Source organism: Anaerosacchariphilus polymeriproducens (genome assembly GCF_003363435.1).
Classification (GTDB): domain Bacteria; phylum Bacillota; class Clostridia; order Lachnospirales; family Lachnospiraceae; genus Anaerosacchariphilus; species Anaerosacchariphilus polymeriproducens.
Genome location: NZ_QRCT01000050.1, coordinates 313341 through 331292, shown reverse-complemented (window position 1 = coordinate 331292; position 17952 = coordinate 313341). Strand labels below are relative to the sequence as shown.

23 protein-coding genes are annotated in these 17952 nt (G+C 36.3%); all 23 read right to left on the bottom strand.

Annotation, left to right across the window (positions count from 1 at the left end):
• Window positions 1-5 precede the first annotated feature (5 nt).
• The 23 genes from DWV06_RS16945 to DWV06_RS16840 all read right to left on the bottom strand — a co-directional run bounded on the left by DWV06_RS16945 (window position 6) and on the right by DWV06_RS16840 (window position 17931).
• On the bottom strand, window positions 6-2678 hold the full coding sequence (locus DWV06_RS16945) for a phage tail tape measure protein (RefSeq protein WP_115483393.1): 2673 nt from the start codon (window positions 2676-2678) through the stop codon (window positions 6-8).
• A 3-nt stretch (window positions 2679-2681) separates the two neighbouring features.
• Entirely contained in the window at window positions 2682-2876 is a 195-nt protein-coding gene (locus DWV06_RS16940) for a hypothetical protein (RefSeq protein WP_115483392.1), read from the bottom strand.
• Between the two features lie 35 nt (window positions 2877-2911).
• Complete coding sequence (locus DWV06_RS16935; protein ID WP_115483391.1) at window positions 2912-3229, bottom strand: hypothetical protein; 318 nt, start codon at window positions 3227-3229, stop codon at window positions 2912-2914.
• 36 nt (window positions 3230-3265) lie between these two features.
• A complete protein-coding gene (locus DWV06_RS18475) occupies window positions 3266-3430 on the bottom strand; it encodes a hypothetical protein (RefSeq protein ID WP_155522647.1) in 165 nt (54 codons plus the stop codon).
• Between the two features lie 8 nt (window positions 3431-3438).
• The gene (locus tag DWV06_RS16930; protein WP_115483390.1) at window positions 3439-3996 is read right to left on the bottom strand and encodes a hypothetical protein; all 558 of its coding nucleotides are present in this window, start codon (window positions 3994-3996) and stop codon (window positions 3439-3441) included.
• A complete protein-coding gene (locus DWV06_RS16925) occupies window positions 3996-4412 on the bottom strand; it encodes a hypothetical protein (protein ID WP_115483389.1) in 417 nt (138 codons plus the stop codon). The genes DWV06_RS16930 and DWV06_RS16925 overlap by 1 nt, the downstream gene beginning before the upstream one ends.
• 1 nt (window position 4413) lies before the next feature.
• Entirely contained in the window at window positions 4414-4779 is a 366-nt protein-coding gene (locus DWV06_RS16920) for a hypothetical protein (RefSeq protein WP_115483388.1), read from the bottom strand.
• Window positions 4769-5116 carry a phage head closure protein gene (locus DWV06_RS16915; RefSeq protein WP_115483387.1) on the bottom strand — a complete coding sequence of 116 codons (348 nt, stop codon included), beginning with the start codon at window positions 5114-5116 and terminating at the stop codon, window positions 4769-4771. Before DWV06_RS16915 ends, DWV06_RS16920 begins: the two co-directional genes overlap by 11 nt.
• A complete protein-coding gene (locus tag DWV06_RS16910) occupies window positions 5100-5405 on the bottom strand; it encodes a hypothetical protein (protein ID WP_115483386.1) in 306 nt (101 codons plus the stop codon). The genes DWV06_RS16915 and DWV06_RS16910 overlap by 17 nt, the downstream gene beginning before the upstream one ends.
• A gap of 40 nt (window positions 5406-5445) precedes the next feature.
• Window positions 5446-6624, bottom strand: coding sequence for a phage major capsid protein (locus DWV06_RS16905; RefSeq protein ID WP_115483385.1), 1179 nt, complete (start codon window positions 6622-6624; stop codon window positions 5446-5448).
• A 14-nt stretch (window positions 6625-6638) separates the two neighbouring features.
• Window positions 6639-7415, bottom strand: a complete 777-nt coding sequence (locus DWV06_RS16900; RefSeq protein WP_115483384.1) for a head maturation protease, ClpP-related — start codon at window positions 7413-7415, stop codon at window positions 6639-6641.
• Complete coding sequence (locus DWV06_RS16895) at window positions 7408-8556, bottom strand: phage portal protein (RefSeq protein ID WP_235828998.1); 1149 nt, start codon at window positions 8554-8556, stop codon at window positions 7408-7410. Before DWV06_RS16895 ends, DWV06_RS16900 begins: the two co-directional genes overlap by 8 nt.
• A gap of 22 nt (window positions 8557-8578) precedes the next feature.
• Entirely contained in the window at window positions 8579-10234 is a 1656-nt protein-coding gene (locus DWV06_RS16890; protein WP_115483382.1) for a terminase large subunit domain-containing protein, read from the bottom strand.
• A complete protein-coding gene (locus DWV06_RS16885) occupies window positions 10221-10505 on the bottom strand; it encodes a hypothetical protein (protein WP_115483381.1) in 285 nt (94 codons plus the stop codon). Before DWV06_RS16885 ends, DWV06_RS16890 begins: the two co-directional genes overlap by 14 nt.
• A gap of 95 nt (window positions 10506-10600) precedes the next feature.
• Complete coding sequence (locus tag DWV06_RS16880) at window positions 10601-10810, bottom strand: hypothetical protein (RefSeq protein WP_115483380.1); 210 nt, start codon at window positions 10808-10810, stop codon at window positions 10601-10603.
• Window positions 10810-11142, bottom strand: coding sequence for an HNH endonuclease (locus DWV06_RS16875; protein ID WP_115483379.1), 333 nt, complete (start codon window positions 11140-11142; stop codon window positions 10810-10812). The genes DWV06_RS16880 and DWV06_RS16875 overlap by 1 nt, the downstream gene beginning before the upstream one ends.
• Before the next feature lie 29 nt (window positions 11143-11171).
• Window positions 11172-11600, bottom strand: a complete 429-nt coding sequence (locus DWV06_RS16870) for a phage terminase small subunit P27 family (protein ID WP_115483378.1) — start codon at window positions 11598-11600, stop codon at window positions 11172-11174.
• Window positions 11601-12791, bottom strand: coding sequence for a site-specific DNA-methyltransferase (locus DWV06_RS16865; RefSeq protein WP_205027777.1), 1191 nt, complete (start codon window positions 12789-12791; stop codon window positions 11601-11603).
• A 219-nt stretch (window positions 12792-13010) separates the two neighbouring features.
• Window positions 13011-13541 (bottom strand): IS110 family transposase, encoded by a 531-nt coding sequence (locus DWV06_RS19135; RefSeq protein WP_268877882.1) that lies wholly within the window; start codon window positions 13539-13541, stop codon window positions 13011-13013.
• Window positions 13542-14256: 715 nt separating this feature from the next.
• Entirely contained in the window at window positions 14257-16593 is a 2337-nt protein-coding gene (locus DWV06_RS16850) for a glycoside hydrolase domain-containing protein (protein WP_115483376.1), read from the bottom strand.
• A 205-nt stretch (window positions 16594-16798) separates the two neighbouring features.
• Window positions 16799-17227, bottom strand: a complete 429-nt coding sequence (locus DWV06_RS16845; RefSeq protein WP_115483375.1) for a DUF1492 domain-containing protein — start codon at window positions 17225-17227, stop codon at window positions 16799-16801.
• A 228-nt stretch (window positions 17228-17455) separates the two neighbouring features.
• The gene (locus DWV06_RS18470) at window positions 17456-17596 is read right to left on the bottom strand and encodes a hypothetical protein (RefSeq protein WP_155522646.1); all 141 of its coding nucleotides are present in this window, start codon (window positions 17594-17596) and stop codon (window positions 17456-17458) included.
• A complete protein-coding gene (locus DWV06_RS16840; RefSeq protein ID WP_115483374.1) occupies window positions 17593-17931 on the bottom strand; it encodes a Cof-type HAD-IIB family hydrolase in 339 nt (112 codons plus the stop codon). The genes DWV06_RS18470 and DWV06_RS16840 overlap by 4 nt, the downstream gene beginning before the upstream one ends.
• Between the last annotated feature and the right edge of the window lie 21 nt (window positions 17932-17952).

Genomic DNA, 17952 nt, shown 5'->3' with positions numbered 1-17952 from the left:
TCACCTCAATAATCATTCAAAATTCTTCCAAATTCCCGCTTTCCAATCGCAACACTAAAATTAATTTTAGACGCAGCATTCACAAAGCTTCGTTCCATTCTGTCATAGTCTATCGTGGTATCCCCGGTCTTTTCCATGGTTCGTTCCACTGCATTTGACACATATCGTTCCAGATTGCTTATTGGCAGTACAGCCTCATGCCCTGCTTCACCACCACCTAAAAAAGAGCCATTGCCATATCCGAAAATGGTAGGTCTCGTTAAAATTCCACCTTTTGCATACCAATCTACATTTATTTTTGGGACTCCCGGTAATCCAAGAAATTCTGCCGCCTTTCCTAACGTACCTGCTGTATTAAATGAAATGGAAAAATGAGGCAATTTTATTTTAGGCAGGCTTAAGTCAAATTTAAAAAATCCCTTTATCTTTTCGATCGCACCCTTTACAACATTTTTTATGGATTCAAACTTTTCTTGAAAACTATGAAAAACAGCACTTAGTTTTTTACCAGTCATTTGATCGACCGTTCCTAATGCACTGCTAAAAGCCTGCTTAAATCCACTTGTGAATCCACTTACTTGATTTTTGATGGCCGTAAATATATTGGTAAAAAAGTTCTTCGCATCTCCTAAAGCCGCTTTGGCATAGGTAACTGCACCTTTAAAATCTCCGGTAAACAAGCAGACTACTGCTTTCCCTACATTGGTAACAAAACGAATGACATTTCCAAAAGCTTTTATAAGTGGTGCCATGGAATCGACCGCACCCTTTACAAATCCCATAATTACACTGGCCGCTAACATCAAAACGGCTCCCAGTGTGACTCCAAAAATTGTTAAAATCGGTTTTAAAGCTTGGTATAGATCAAAAAAGGCTTGTCCTACTTCTGAAAGAGCAGGCTTGATCTGAGCCCATGCTGCCATTAACACCTGCTTTATGTTCTCAAACATTCCCTGCCAAAATGCCCGGAATGCTTCTGATTGATTCCATAAGACAACAAAGGCGGCTACCAATCCCCCAATCGCCAATACGATCCATGTGATCGGGCAGGCAAGAAACGCCGCATTTAATCCTGTCTGCGCTATTGTTGCACCACTTGTTGCCGCTGCCTCTGCTGTTTGAGCAGCAGCAACCCCTGTCGTAGCTGCTGCGTTCGTTGTAAGTATGCCATTAAAAAAACTCATTAGGCTCATTAAGGCGCCGACTCCCTGTGAAACTTTACCGATTATGATTAGGACTGGTCCGATTGCCGCAACGACCAATGCCATTTTCAAGACCGTCCCCTGTGTTTTTTCCCCAAGGGAATTCCACCAATTTCCAAAACCTTTTACTTTCTCTGTCGCCTCTTCAATCGCTGGCGTAGCAGAAGTTAATAGGGTATCTCCTACATCTGATAAAACTAACTTGGCATTTTGCATGGCAAGTTCTGCCTCATATCCACCATCTACCAGACCATCAAAAGTACCCTCTACACTTCCATCTGCCCCTTTTATTAGGTTTAACATTTCATTAAATTCAAATCGTCCGCCCTTTATCGCATCTGCCAGATCAGGACCCGCTTTTTGGCCAAATACTTCAATTGCTTTTGACGTTGCACTTGCAATATCCGGACATGCTTTGATCTCTTCCAGCGTCTTCTTAAATTCTACCTTTGCATCTTTCCCCTCGGCACTAAAGTTTGAAATCGCTTTTTTCATACCACTAAAAGCAATTTCCGTATTAACACCTGCTTTTTCCCAAGAAGAAAAGATTGCAATGCTTTCACTGGTATCATAGCCCAAAGCTCTCATTGGTGCTCCATATTTCGTGATGTTCCCGGCCAATGTTTCAATGCTGATTCCAGAGGCTTGCGCAGCCTTTGTCAACGCATCTAATACCGTACTGTATTCCTTTGCGTCTATATTCGCATCCCCCATCGCTCTAGAAACCAACTGTACCGCACTTGTAGCATCTGTATTGTTCACTTCGGCAAACTTAACAAATTTCTCCGTACACGCTTCAAGAACCTGACCGGTAAATCCAAAACGTGTATTGACTTCTCCTAATGTACTTCCGATATCGCCAAAATCTCCGACCACCTTGGAAGCAACTGTTTCATAAGATTGTTCTAATTGCCTGGCACTTTCCCCTGCCGCTCCTGTGGCTTTTATTACATTATGTACTCCATCCTCCACTTCATGAAAGGAGGTAACCGCTGCAACTCCAACACCAACGGTAGCAGCGGTTACACCAAGCATTTTTTTCCCAGTAGATTCTATCTTCTGGCCATACGTGGAAAGCTTTTCTCCTGCAGTACCTAAATGAAACGATTGCTCGCTTATTTTTTTATTCGTAGCTGCTATATCATTTTTAATTGCCTGTTCCTGTGTCTGGGCACGTAACAAATCACTTGTAAGGTTTTTGACTTCCCGGCTGTCTTCTCCGAATATTTTCTTGGCTTCTTCCAATTTTGCATTCGTTAAAGATACTTTCTCTTTACTTTTTTCAAGCTCCTTTGCCAGCAGTGATTGCCTTTGTTTTAATAGATCTGTATTTCTTCCGTTTTCCTTCAGTTTGACCGAATTCAACTTCAATTCATTCTGCAGAGTCTTTAAATCTCCATTCATTTCCTTGATACCACTGGAAAATTCACTGGTGACCGCCTTGAATTCTATTTCTGCTTGATTCTTCCTTGCCATCTCCTACCTCCTTTCTCTTTCCTGCATATAATTGACCCAACTATCAAAAGCTGTTTTGTTTTCTACCACTGAGAGGACAAAAGAATAATCTGCGTTCCAGAAAATATCTTCACTGATCCCTAAAATAAGAACATAATACGTGTAATAATCCTCGACATCTTCCAATACAAATTTAGGGATCTTCACCTTACTTTTCACAGGATGCGTCCATTTTTGAAAGGGTTGACGAAATCCTACTTTTTTTTAGGTGCCACCAGCTCTTGAACCATCTCATTGATGTAATTCATGTTATCCGGTATCGACTCAATGAATTGCATTTCTGTCAAACACTTATCTGCATGTTCAAGATTGGCACATAAATATGCTGTATAAAGAATGGTAATATTATCAAAGAGATCTTTGGGTCCATTCATTATGATCTTATTGAACTTCTCATACATTCCTTTATTTTCATTCTTCAGCTTTAATAAAAGAATAAATGCAAGTGATAACGTAACCTTGCTTTCGTCCGTTAATTCAAATTCAATCACTGTATTTTTAAATTTCTGCATTTCTTACCTCCAAAAAAATGGATGCCTTGGCACCCACTATTCTTTTTCATTTATTTTTTCTATCTCTTTTACTTCCTCAACAAAATTCCCTGCCTTTTGAATTTCGGTAACTCTTTTCTTTGTTAACTCCATCAATTCATTTTCTTTATGTAGTTTTCTTGTTTCCTTATCAATAAACCGATTGATTACTTTTACTTTCATATCATCACCTATACGCTTTGTACTCTTACTAATTCAGGAGTAAAGGCTGTCATCCAAGTTGTTTTCACCGTTTCATCCGTTAATTGAGATACAATTGCTTCATACATTCCATTCCCATGTTCATCCGGCATAAAGCTGATTGTCATTTCAACTTCTGAAACTTCTTCCGAACCATTTTCTATCTTAATGGAAGGTGCTTCTTTTACAACACAATTGGGATATGCCTTTAATTTCTGATTCCCATCTTCATCTTCTACCAACATGACCGTAGAAAATACTTTGTGCACAGAATTTTGTCCGTAAGCCATGACACCGGCTTTTAAATCTGCCAATGCCATACCAAGAGAAGTGGTTCTGACATCATACGGATAGTGCGCACTGATTTTAAGTTCTCCTGTTCCGGTTCCTTTTGTTCTTGTTTTCACCTCAATCCCCCGACACTTTTTTGATACTGTTTTGGAATTAAGACTCTCTTCACATGATCCAACACAATCCGTGGATTCATATGCAGTTTCACCTAGGAATTTCATTCCCATCGTTACTAATTCAAAATCTGAAAATATCATTAAATTACCTCCTCGGCCTTTCTTACTAATCTTGTTATCATTTCATCTCTTAATTCATTTGCAACTGCGTCCACTCCACGCTGCATGAACTGTTGGTTTCCTCGATGTCTTTTCGTGTTCGAACCATCATCCGGAAAATAAAGATAGTTGTAATCCGTTTTTGTCCGGACTACAACGGATAAATTGTAAGTTTCTTTGATAAATGGCTGTGTACTACTTGCCGGAGCTGTTTTTCTTGTTTTCCAGCTTCTGTTCGATTGTGGAAGTCTTGATTCGATGGAACGCATCATTTTTACAGCCGCTTCATTATGAAGATAATCGTTGATCACTCGTTCTGCCCCATCTCCATATTCAATAATCTGCTTTTTTAACAATTCCACATCCTGATCGTTCAATTCAAATGTAGTCCGAATCATTTTAAACACTTCCTTTTTCTGATTTACAGAACGTAATCTCGATGGACTCTACGATTGTATTCGTGTTATTTTTCACACCATAGTGATAAGAAAACTCCTTATCTGCAAGTCTCAGCCCCTTAATTTCCAACAATTTATTGATGATCTCTTTTTCATAATCTTCAGGGATATAGTTCTCTCTTACAAGCACGACTTTGTAATATCGATGATAGTCACATCTTGAAGTGCCTCCCTTACTAAGACTATCTCTTGCCACAACCGTATAATTCCAAATATGGTCTAACGCTTTTAACTCCTCTTCCATGGCAAGTCCATAAAATACATGTTCGCCTATTTCCTCTAACTTTTTTGTTATTTCATTCAGCAATCGGCTGCACCCCCTCCAAATAAAAATAAAGTTCATTCCTAGCCTTGTCATGGTCGATATAGAAAATATCATACAAATAATCGGAAATAATTACTTTGTTACTGTTTGAGATACCATTTACAAACGGGGTCACGATTTTTAAGGATAATGTACTGGACATCTGTTCTGCAAAAATAACATCTGACTGCCTCTTTGATTTTTCATCAAACGCAAGCTTAACAATCAACTCCATGTCAGCTTTTTTCTTTACATTGGTCTTCGCTCTAAAATCTGTTTTCATCATTACTTCTTTATAAATGTGAGCAATTCCGTCTTTATAACTATTCTGGTTTTGCATATTGAGCCACCTCGTTCTTGATCCTTATCTGCATCATTTCTCCGGAATAATTCCTGTCAAATTCATCAATACGATCCCACCACTCATACATGCAGTAATTAAAAAACAGATTTCGTTCTTGACTGCATTTCGTATAATCAAAAGCAGCAACCCCCAGCTTGTGATTCAGCGTAGGAATTGCTGCTTCTACAATATCCCTTATTCTGGAATTCGTTTCATCCTCATTCCAAGTGATTTTTAGTTTCGCTTTTACCAGCTCAACTAACTGTTTCATTTTCACCTCATCCATTCCCTTCTCCTTTCTCAATAATAACTAGTATTCACCATGCTTATACGACCGGTGTTTCATAGTTTTTGACTGTGATATAAGCAGGATCTAGTTTTGCAATATTTAATAAGAGTGCAGCTGTATTATCATACGCTTTCCCCTTGCCATACATTTTAATTTTGAATACTCTCTTATCTTCAAGGAATTTGAAATCATCTGAGTATTCGATCACGCCTTCCTTACTTCCACCAATACCCATAAAATACTCTTCCGGTAAGCAAACAATGGCTTCACCGGTCGCTAACTCATTTGAAATGACCACTTCTGTTGGAAACGGAAAAAGATTATTCACATACGCACCTGCTCCATTTAATACGGTGGTCGCCGGCATGATCTTGGTTAAGTAATCCACTTGATTACAGATCATTAATACCTTTTCAAATTTACGGATCTTCCCTTTTTCTGTTTTTACTAACCCAGCTAATAGAGCACCATATTCCTTTGGTTCAAAAGAAGTGACTGCGACAGGAGCTTTTCTTGGGTATACACCATCTGTAACAGATACTCCTTCATGGATATCCCTGCTCAATCCGATCGGGCAGGATTTTCCGGTACCATCTACAATTGCCTTTTCTAATCCACAAAGCAATGCTTCCTTTAAGAACGTCCTGATATATCCGTCAAGAAATGTCGGTCCTAGATCAAGCATATCTTTTTCGATCACCGTAAAGGCGGTCAACTTACATTGATTGATTTCAATGGTCTTAAAACCGGATGTAATTTCTTGTGTAATGGTACTGTTTAATTCTCCCCATACCGCACTCTGTTTTGAGTGGTCATTCAAAATCCATCGGGTAAGATATTTTACATTTTGGAAATTAATCTTTGATAGTAATGGATGCTCTTCGATTAAATCTTTATAGACATCTTCTATAATGGTACTTGGCATGATCTCATTGCTTAAAAGATTTGTCATTGCCTGTTGTGGATTTGCCTCTTTTCCGGCTTGAATCAACTTTTCATAATATCCATGTTCTTCTTTCGTTAACTGGCGGTATCCTCTTTGTGCCAAAATGGTATGATTTCCACTGGCCTCTTCATAATCCTGTCTCACAGAAGCAACGATTGATTCATGGAACTGCTCCCATGCTTGCTTAATTTCATCCTCGGTTCCACCGCTTAATGCTTTTTGTAACGCTGCTACAGAATCCTGTTGCTGTCTTTTTGTAATTGATAACATATTGTTTCCTCCTATTATTTCAAAATTGCATGAAAAAAAGAGTTAAGCCTTTGCTTACTCTCCGTCACTTTGTCGTCTTCCTCTTTTTCTTTATCATCCTCTTCTTCCTGCTTGTCACCTGGTTCTTCTTCCGGCTTTTTTGGTTCCTCCGGCTCATCATCCGTTGCAGCATCCTCTTTTTCCAATGCTGCCTTAACAAAATTCAGTACACTCCTTTTTGCGCTTTGACTGACTTTATCACTTTTGGTCTCACCGACCACAGACGTTACAAATCCTTTTTCCAGTGCATCGTTTGCTGACAACCAGCTTTCATGATCAAGAAGATTTTTTAACTCTTCCTCACTGATCGTTACCGATTCCATATAAGCATGAATGGATGCCTGCGTAATCACCTCCAGATCCTCTGCTGCTTTCCTTAAATCGTTCGCATTTCCTGCTGTGTAAGTCCAAGCATTATGAATCATAAGCAAGGATGCATTTGACATGACCCTTTCATCACCTGCCATAAATATGACCGATGCAATGGAACACGCAAATCCATCACAAACCGTTTTGATTTTTGCTTTATGTCTTTTGAGCGAATTATAGATTGCTAATCCCTCAGAAACCTCTCCCCCATAAGAATTGATATAGACCTCAATGGTATTCACGTCTAACCCTTCAATTTCTTTGGATAAGTTAAAGCTTGAAACATCACTTTCCGACCAAGGAAAAGAAGTAATATCACCGTAAATTTGAATACTTGCTGCCTTAGTCCCTTCATCAACTGCCATAGAATAATACTTATTCATTCCCCATCTCACCTCCTTCCACCATTTGTTTTAATAACTGCTCGATCTTTTCATAGTTCTTCGTCATAAAATGCTGCCTGCTAAAAGGTGTGTTCAATGCCTCATAACCTAATTCCTCTCTTAATTCGTCAATGCACATAGAACCGCAGGCAATCAACTTATCGATGCTCTGCGCTATTTCGAAAATATCCCTATGATTGATCTTACCGGTATCCATTTTATAAAAACTTCCTTTCACCCAGTTTTCAAAACCAGCACGCTTATTCAAAACCTCCGCTATCATATCCGCTAACGGATCCACCGCAAAGGTCAAAAATACTTTTGTTATCTCATTCATGTTCGTAATATTTCCGCTCATAAGAGTCTGCGGAATCTTAAGGGCTTGTCCTACAATTTCGAACATATCTTTTCTTAATTTAATGAGATCATCTGCATTTTTTGGATTTGACTCTTTAAAAGAGGTAAGCTCATAGCCTTCAAATTCCGGATAAATCGAATACTCATTTTCCATAAAGGTGGCTAATTGCTTTTTTATCGTTTCTTCAAACTCCTTATTGAACTCTTTATCACCGGCTTTTGCACCTTCGATATGTAACTTGAATTTACTGCCATTGCTTTGTTTATAAGATTTCGCTGCAGCGGATATCAATTTATTGTATTCGTTTGACATCCCATTTAACAAACCACCTATTTCCGTGTTATCTAACCGGAACAAATAAACATCATTGGCACCCCATGTCTTGGTAAATGTAAAATTCCCCACCGAAATATTTTGATAACTATTTCCGATGATCGGTCTTTCTTCTTTCACACAATAAGAATCTGCGCAATATAAATTTCCATTTGTTTCTATAACAAGTGCCTCACCTCCTCTAATTACTTTTTCAATTACCTTATGCCAGAATTGACTGCTGCTCTCATTTGGATTTGGAGAAACATTTAAGCAATAATAATCTCTATCCTTTACCGGTGCATGATCCACATAGGTCTTAATCTCGCATTTTGCTATCGCGTTCGCTAAAAGAGAAATACCAGTATAGAGTGCAAGCTCTTTATAATATAATTCAGCCGGTATATCTACAATAATAGAACAAGATCCATGGATTTCCTTCATCGGGAACCACTTCTCTAAAAACGTCATAAATCCCAATCTTTCCACCTCCTTAGAATACCAGGGTCGGTATGTTCGACACTTTTGGTTTTGGCTTTATCTCATTGTCAGCAAGTGTCATCGCGGCAGCGAATGCCATAAATCCATCTGTTTTCCGATAATTTGCTTCTATCTTTCCATACTCATAATTCACTCCATTTTGAACGAGCTTTGTATTATTGGTATACCATCTCATGATAGGAAGATCGCCCCATATGATGTTATGGTTGATAAAAGCAGAATTAATGACCGGCTGCACTTTCATCAGATCGCTCGGCCTGATTCTTATTACATTTTTTCTTTCAAAAGCATCAAAGCCAATTTCCTTTAATGCGGAATTTAATAAGGTATACCGGAAGTTATCAATTGCAATTTTCTTGATATTATATTTAGAACCCATTTCATAAAACCATTCCGCAATCAAGACCGGATTAATGTCCACATCATCCACAAATATCAGATCACCTTTCTTTTCCCAGTCATGTAAAGGTGCTTTGATTCCTGGTAGATCTCTTGATTTTTTACACACAAAGGTTTGTTGAATCGCATAATATTTTCCTTCTACTTTAAACACTAATACGCATCCTACAAAATCATTGGTCTTGGCATAATCAATTCCTCCTACACAATCAAACCCTCTTAAATCAATTACTTCTTTATTCGTCTTTAAAATATCTTCCCATAAGGCAACCTCTAAGTCTTTGTTCCCGATCGGAAAGTTGCACCGCTTTGCCATGAACTCAGGATAATAATTTTGTTTAAATGGCATATCCGTAATTTCTTTTTTTATCATTCTCTTAAGACTGGGAAAATCGTTTAAACTTGGAATGGCTTTTACTAATTTTTCAATATCGTCCCATTCTTCCTGCTTTTCAATCCTGCACCAAAAGACCAAAGTTTGATTGTCCGGATTATATTTACTAAGAATCTCTTTATTTTGTTCTTTCTCTACATCAAGGACACCACCCCTTACATGACCATCTGTTGTAATCGTTATGATTCTTCCATGTATTACCTTTCCAAGACCAGATGCTAACGTATTCATATTGGTATCATCTACATATTCATGTTTCTCATCTAGGATAATGCAGCCGCTTCTTTTGGAATCTTTTCCCCTTTTGGAGGAGGTATTAAATTTCAAGGTCGACTTTGTGACTTTTCCTACAATCTCGACTTTGGTCGCATAATAATGAGATTTCAAAACTTTTATATATTCCTTGTTTTGATTATCTGTGATCACATTGTAGACATCTGTAAAGCTTCGCTTTGCCTGCTCTTCTGAATTGGCCAGCAGATCGATATCATAATTTCGAATTCCATAATAGGGGGATAAAAAATAGAAGCATAAGAAAGAAACAAATCCATTCTTACCACTTCCACGCCCTACCAAGATTCGAATATCATTAAAATAAATATCATCGGTATCTTGAAACTTGACTCCAACAATTAAAGCAAATAAAAAAACTTCCCATTCAATCAACTGATATGGAAAGTACTTTTGTAAGGAAAGACCCTCTTCAATTTTCTGTTCATCGATATAAACATCATCCCGTTCTATAGCCGGAATGACATTGTTAAGAATCATCTGCTCTTGTTCTTTACAATGCTCCACTTCATGTTCAAGAATCCTCTGCATATAAGGATCAATATACTTACTATAATGCTTCAATGGTACCAGCTCCCTGCTCTTCTGGTTTTAATCCAAGAAAAAGCAAAATACTTCTCATTTCTTTTGTGATCTGCCTCTTTTCTTTCAATAATTCAATCTCTAAATCCTTTTCTAATTTGGCATTTATCCGGGCTAAATTGTCATAAAACTTCATGTATTCGTCTACCTGGTCTCTTAGATATTTTTCATCTGTATGGTTTAGCTTTAAAGCCTTTAAAATTGTAGCTTCCGTCTCTTTTCGTAATTCCATTTCTTTGGTCGGTCTTGCCATATTTCCCCTCCTTTTTTCAAGGATTTTTCAGAAATTCATTTTTCTTTGGATGCAAGCCCCCTCCCCGTTGCTTGGTTCCCCAATCAAAATAGGGGTTATGGGGGGACGGGGGTACTATTTACATGATGAAATAATTTTTCACTATAAGCACCTTCTATCTCTTTAAATATCAAATATTGATTGCAGCAATCTCTCTTGATCTCTTTTATGGTAAATACTTTATCTTTAAATAATAGGTCATACCGGAATATCTTCGCGATCCGATACGCATGCCCTGTGAACACTACTTTGTCAGAAAGATTCATTACCACTTCTCCTCATTCCATTGCTCTTTCTTTTTATATTGAAATCTTCCATGTGCTTTATCATGACAGTCATGACATAAAGGAAGCAAATTTTCATAGGTCTTGCCTTTGTATGTATAGTATCGACTGAGCGCAAGATATGGATGTTTCTTTACGAACTGAACATGATGTACGGTCACTGCTTTCTTAATGATCCCCTGCTGCTTGCACCAAACACATTCATTGTGATGCTCCTTTAACACTTCATTCTTTAAACTCATCCACTCTTTACTCTTATAAAATTGATACAGCTTATCGATCTTGATTAATTCAATAATCTCTTGTGTTGTCATTTCGTTATCCTTTATTTTATGGTTCTACATCAAGTTTCTTCTTTCCTCGGTATCGTCAATTTACACCTTGACGTAATCGATAATCCCAAATCATTTGCCGCACTCCTGCATTGTTTATATGCTTTGTCTTGAATTGTGGATAGTTTTGCGATCAAACTAATATCTTCACCTTTTGATGCTCTCGCAAGTTTTTGCGTATACGTTAAATAGACCTGCTTGGATAATAAATAACGAGCAAGTCCATCCACATCTAAATCCGTAAATAGTTCAATCTCAGACAAGCGTTTGGCTGTTTCATGAAATTCCTGTTTTAAACTTTCCGGTAAATAATCCGGAACAACAATTTCCTTTGATTCAATCTTTAATTCTTTTTGTTTTCGTTTCTCAATTTCAGCCTTAGTAAGGTGTTTTTTCCCTTTTGCTTGTAATAACTCAACCGGCTGTCTTTGTCCTGCCATCTACACCACCACTACTTTTTGCGCTTTTTCTCCGGAAAAAGATTCCCACCTGTTAATTATGACATCCACATATTTAGGATCCAATTCACAACAATAGGCATTCCTTCCATTTTGTTCACATGCCATTATTGTGGTGCCGCTGCCGGCAAACGAATCCAGTACGATCTCTCCCGGCTTTGTATTATTTTTTATCTGATAATCGAACAAAAGGATAGGCTTCATGGTTGGATGCTCTACATTTCGGTTCGGTCTATCAAAATTTAATATAGTCGTCTGCGAACGATCATTCTCCCATACATGAGGTGCGCCCGGTTTCCACCCGTACAAACAAGGCTCATGCTTCCATTGATAGTCTTGTCTGCCTAATACCATAGCGTTTTTATTCCAGATCAGGCATTGTCGCACCTTCCAATCCATTTCTAAACATGCACCTCTAAAGTTATAACCTTCGGAATCTGCATGCCATATATAAAAAGCTGCTCCCGGTCTCATCACTTTATCTGCTGCCCAAAAAGAATCCACTAAAAACTTGCGGAAGGAATCACTCTCCATACAATCATTTAGTATCTTCATTGCATCCTTTGTCTTTCCCTCATAAGCTACGTTGTAAGGTGGATCTGTTATAAATAAATCCGCCTGATTATCCCCTAACAGTCTCTTGATTACTTCTTGATTGGTACTGTCACCGCATAGCAACCTGTGCCTTCCTAATTGATAAAGATCTCCCTCTTTAGATTTAGGTTTTTCCGGGAGTTCGATTTCATAATCATCTTCTTTTACTTCCTCCTCTTCGCCAAAAATAAAGTCATCCAATTCTTCCATCTGAAAACCAGTAAGATTTAAATCAAAGTTTAACTCTTTTAATTCTTCAATTTCTAACTTTAACAGTTCCATATCCCATCCGGCATCTAATGCCAACCGGTTATCCGCTAATAGGTAAGCTTTCTTTTGTGCTTCCGTTAGGTCTTCTACAAATAAACAAGGGACTTCCTTTCGTCCCTCTTCTTTTGCGGCCTCTATTCGTGCATGGCCAGCTATGATATTAAATTTTTCATCAATCAATATAGGATTAAGAAAACCAAACTCTCTAATACTTGCCTGCAGTTTTTTTATCTGTTCTGCATTATGCGTTCTTGCGTTTCTCGCATATGGTATTAATTTGTTTATGTTTACATTTTCATATTTTCTCAAATCAGTTTTTCTCCTTAGTATTTTAAATATCATTCGTGGTTTAATGTGCTTAAATACAAATATCATTTACTGATTCCAACTCTTTTTAACTAACTTTTCTATATCTATTCTTATTGCGTCCATTTTTCCACCTCCTTATTTTTTAAATTTTATGATATAATGAATATATAATTTTTTATGGGACTAACTATATGAAGTCAAGTAATAATTGACTATATTTTAATAGTATTCTGTCAGATAAAAAAGCGTACAACAAATAAGGCAACTATCGTTGTCTTCATAAAAATGGATATGGAGACAATTACATTTGAGGAACAAATTTAGTATTATGTTCATCCTATAACGATGTATTGTTAGTGACTTTAGCTCTTGTATTTGATATGATGAAGGTGAATAGGATTTTGATTCATCAGAAAAGAGCATAGTTGCAATGACTTTGACATCGCACTTATCTGTTTTTGTTTTTCTAAGGGTTCCAGCCTTACGAAAAGCATTGGTTACTAAAGGATTAAGAACAATAATATTAAATCCTTTCGAATACAGAAAGTTTGTAGTGTTTGTGCTGTATTGACCTGTTGATTCAAGTCCTATTTTTACGTTAGAGAAATCAGCTTCACTAAGTGCTGAGACAATGGTGTTGTAAAGTATATCGAAACCATCTTTTGAATTGGGAATTCTAAGAGAGTCAGTATAGATAACACCGTCTGAATCAATAATACAGCAATCATGTTTAGATTTGTCTACATCGATGCCAACAAATAATATAAAGAATCACTCCTTTGTATAATATTTACGCTGTGGTTCCGCAAACTCTATGTTGAATGTATCCTTGCTATATATAAAACGTCGTGCGTTATCTAACTAATTAACAAATGAACATATAGCTGTGGTTAGAACCTCAAAAGGAAACAGTCAGCTTATAGGGAAGCTGCTGTAGGTGATTGTACTAATCCACAGCGTCTACATTAGATTATATAGAAAAAAAATCAGAAAGGAAAATATGTAGTGAATTTCCCTATGAGTTCATTATATAAGGTGATTAAATGAAAAATATATATAATATACTTGCCAATATTCTTTGGATTATTGGATTACTATTGTTGATACCATCTCTTTTAGGAATAATAACTTCAACACCTTCTATATTAGATAAAATAATATTTGACTTTCCAACTAAAACGAACTCTGTTGATATATTTTTTAATAGGGTAATTGTCATCAATTTTCTAGCTTATATTTTTTTAATTTTTGTATGTATTTTAAAATGCATGTATCATAAAATGCAACTACCATCATTAAAAAAGGGTAAAGTTTCAATAAAATACATAATGCTATTTATATTTAAGTCACTTATGATCGTTATTACCATAATCATTTTGTTGATTTCATTTTTAGCAACCTTGATAGCTTCAATAAGCCTTTAATTAAAGGTGGCTAAGTTATTTAACTCAGCCACCTTCTTGTACTAGCAAATTGGATTTTCTAAAAATGATGCATAAACCAGCGCAAGTGTTTCAGCCTCACTTTTCGTTGGCAAGTTATCTGCACCTGAAGCACTTAATAACTTCTTTTTCCCATAATCAAAATTTTCGAATACCCAAATATCTATCCCATCTGCTAATTTTTTAAATGCATTCTTGACATTTTCTTTTGATAGATTAAATCTTTCCTTATAAAACATTTTAATTCTATTATTTTTGCTGATTTGATAAAGTTCAGTAATCGTTTCCGAGAAACTGTTCTCAGAATTTTTATTTTGCATATGCGCTACCAACAAATATGCATCTGCATCTGCTAATATATCATCATACCCAAAACCTTTACCATCTGTAGCATTTCCCAGATATTTTCTAAGCCATTTTTCTAAATCCTCATTGTTACCTTCTTTTGAGTAAGCTCCCCAGATTTGTAACAAGTCTAATGGCCAGCCACCTAAATCACCTAAACTATAACCGCCCTTATCGTCTGAAATTCCCCAATGAATATAACCCAAAGCTGTAGCAGACATATGAGCAATGTCCAAATTATTAATTTGACCTTTTATATTAGATTGCTTATCACAAGTAGTTTGACACAGTGCTCTAGCTGTAGTTTCGTCACTGATTAGACCGACTTCTGGCGTATATTTAGTCCATAATCCGTTGTAGTTTTCACTCCAGTATTCAGGTTTTCTCAAATATTCAAGTATTGCTCTTCCAACAACATACTTATATCCTATATATGGATTTAAAATGCCTTCAAAATTTTTCAAACATTCTTTTTCTGTTTTCTTTACCCAATTTAAAAAAAGAGTCTCCTCATCTTGGTATTCACTTTTTTCTGTAACTGTACTACAAGCTGAAATTCTACCACTATATGCAACCTTGTCTAAATCCCAATTACCACCATATCCAGAAATTTCATGAAATTGATCATAGTTCCAATTTGTAGGAATCGGGAAACCTAAATTTCCGCTAAAACCTGTTGACATATCAGAAACAAAACTGGAAACTGCATAACCAACATTAGATACCCTTGTGCATACATTTCTAGATGCATAGATTCCAACAGAATATCTGGAATCAATTGCTTCATTAATACCTTTAAAATATGGAATAATATTGCTATCAATCTGGTAGTCATAGATATCCATATCCACAGCAAAATAAATTATTGTTGACGGAACTCCTTTTCCTAATGCCGCTTTACAAGCTTTCTTACCATGTTCTAATCCCTTAGAATATGTGAACTCGCTTAATTCTCTTCCGTTTTCTTGGAAAATAGGAAAATATTTCAATCCACCGGTTACAATGCGTTCCAATTCCCCATCTCTAATTTCTTTAAAGGAACCACCGGTTAAGTATCTGCCTACAATTTCAAAACCATCTGCCTTCAATTTATTTAATAAAGATATAGTAATTTCAAATCTTGTATCGCAAGCTTTCGCATCTCTATCAGGATTACCTTTACTTGTCAATAAAGCCATCCATGTATTAGTATCAAGCTCCTTTGTAACTGGTATCTTATATTCATTTTGAAATTTAGACAGCTGAGTTTCAAATCCATCATCCCAAGTATTACTCTGCACACATGAGTATTTAATGCAGTTTAGCACCGCTTTCGCAAGCCATACCCATGTTCCATACGAATTTGCATTTCCACTTGTAACTTTCTTTAATTTACTTCTTGTACCATTACCAAAATTCCCTGTTGCTTCATTTGGCGAATATCCTTCTAATGACTGCAATATTTGGATCAATGCTTTATTCATTTCTCTTCCATATAAACCATCACAAGGTATAATACCTGTATAATTTTTATAGTTCTGATTGATTGTTTTTTGAATATTGCGCACTACTTCTGTTCCACCATATGCCTTTAACAAAACAAACTGTTGCATAGATAGCAAAGCTTTCATTACATCTAATGTAACTGTGGAATCTCCCCCAATTCCCATATCAGACTTTAACTCTTTAATAGCTCTACCTGTTTCACTGTAAAAATTTTGTGTTATATGGTTTCCTGTAGAATAACCCTTACACCAAAGTGATCCTTGGATAATTGAATATACATTACTTGTTGATTTATCGCTATTATTTTGTTGCTTAATTCCATTGGGATACTTTTCATTAAATTTTGCTTTTGTTCCATTTCCAAAACTTGCTGCTGTCTGCTGAATTCCCAATTCTATCTGCAATGCGATAATTAAACCGTTAATTGTATTCCATCCAGTATGTCCACTTTCTGTCACTTTCTCAAATCTTGGGTCCCTTCCATAAGTTAAATTCAGCCATTTTTGAGTTTCCAAAACCATTTGATCCATTACAATTTCCTCCTATATATTATTAAAGTATTGCAAAGAATATAAAGCAATTTTTACCTAGGATTCTCATTGCACAACAAAAGCCCTGAAGGAAATCCCTCAAGGCTTCGATGTATTTATATTTTTTGCTGATTATATCATAGCACAATTTAGGCTTGTTCTCACTATCCCATTTTGTACCAAAGTGTACCATTTTGTCCTTTTTTTAGATTTGAATCATATCTTCTGGTAAAACAATACTTTCAATCGCATGATCATGCCACCTATGAATCGTTGTTCTCCCAGCATGTAGTTCTCTTGCAATCATCTCCCAGGTATAGTTTTTCTTGTACCTATACATTAAAACCATCTGTTCATCTATACTTTCCACACCAGATATGACTTCTCTTATCTGTTCCTTTAATTCAAGGAGCATTGTGATCTCTTCGTTTATCTTTTGCTCTAAGTCCATTATCTTATTTATGCATTTCACAAAATGTACTTCATTACTTCGTGTTGTCTGAACTCTATCAATATCAAATATTGGAGATGATATACCATAGGCGATTTGCCTTAAGTTTTCTACCTCCTCAAGGTTTGCCTTTATTCTTTTATCAAGCCAGTAGCTTTGATTTAAATATTCTCTAACATTCATTTGCTGAATCCAATTCTTTTTTTACTAGCTTTTCTATATCTGTTCTTACTGCGTTATATATAATTCCTTCGTACAGCGCCCTAATTTTTATTTCTCTCATTTTTACTCACTCCTTAAAATTCTATATTAATTTTGAATTTATTATTTGTATCAGTGTATCAACTCTTATGTAATATCCAACTGCTCCATAATCGTACTGCCACATTTTTTACATTTAATAATCATAATTTACTCCTTTAAGTAAAAAGGCTTTTCCTTAAACTTCCCATATGCCTTTTCATTGCGGTGTTTACACATTTCATCTGCGGTCAATACCTTAGCCACATCTTTATTTAATCTCTTAATTTTCCTATCAGTTTTATGTATCATTTTATCTCCCTTTCCAACTTCAATTCATAAAGACTTCTGTTTTTATCATCTATGTATGCCGTTGCAAATATTTTTCGGCTATCTCCTCCGAACGTTTCCAATACTTCCGGCAAGTTTTCATTCACTGCATCAAACGTCAATCCCCATCTCTCACACCACTCAACTGCTGCCTTTAGAAGTTCCTTTACCCTGCAAGTCCACAATATGACTGCTGCCCCTTTCTTCTTCTCCTCTTTCAAAAATTCTATTAATTCCTCGTTTGGCTCTCCAAGCTCTGGCCAACTACTAAAACATAAGGTTCCGTCAAAATCTACTGCATATATGTTTCTGTTCATGTTTTTCTCCTCCTAATTCCT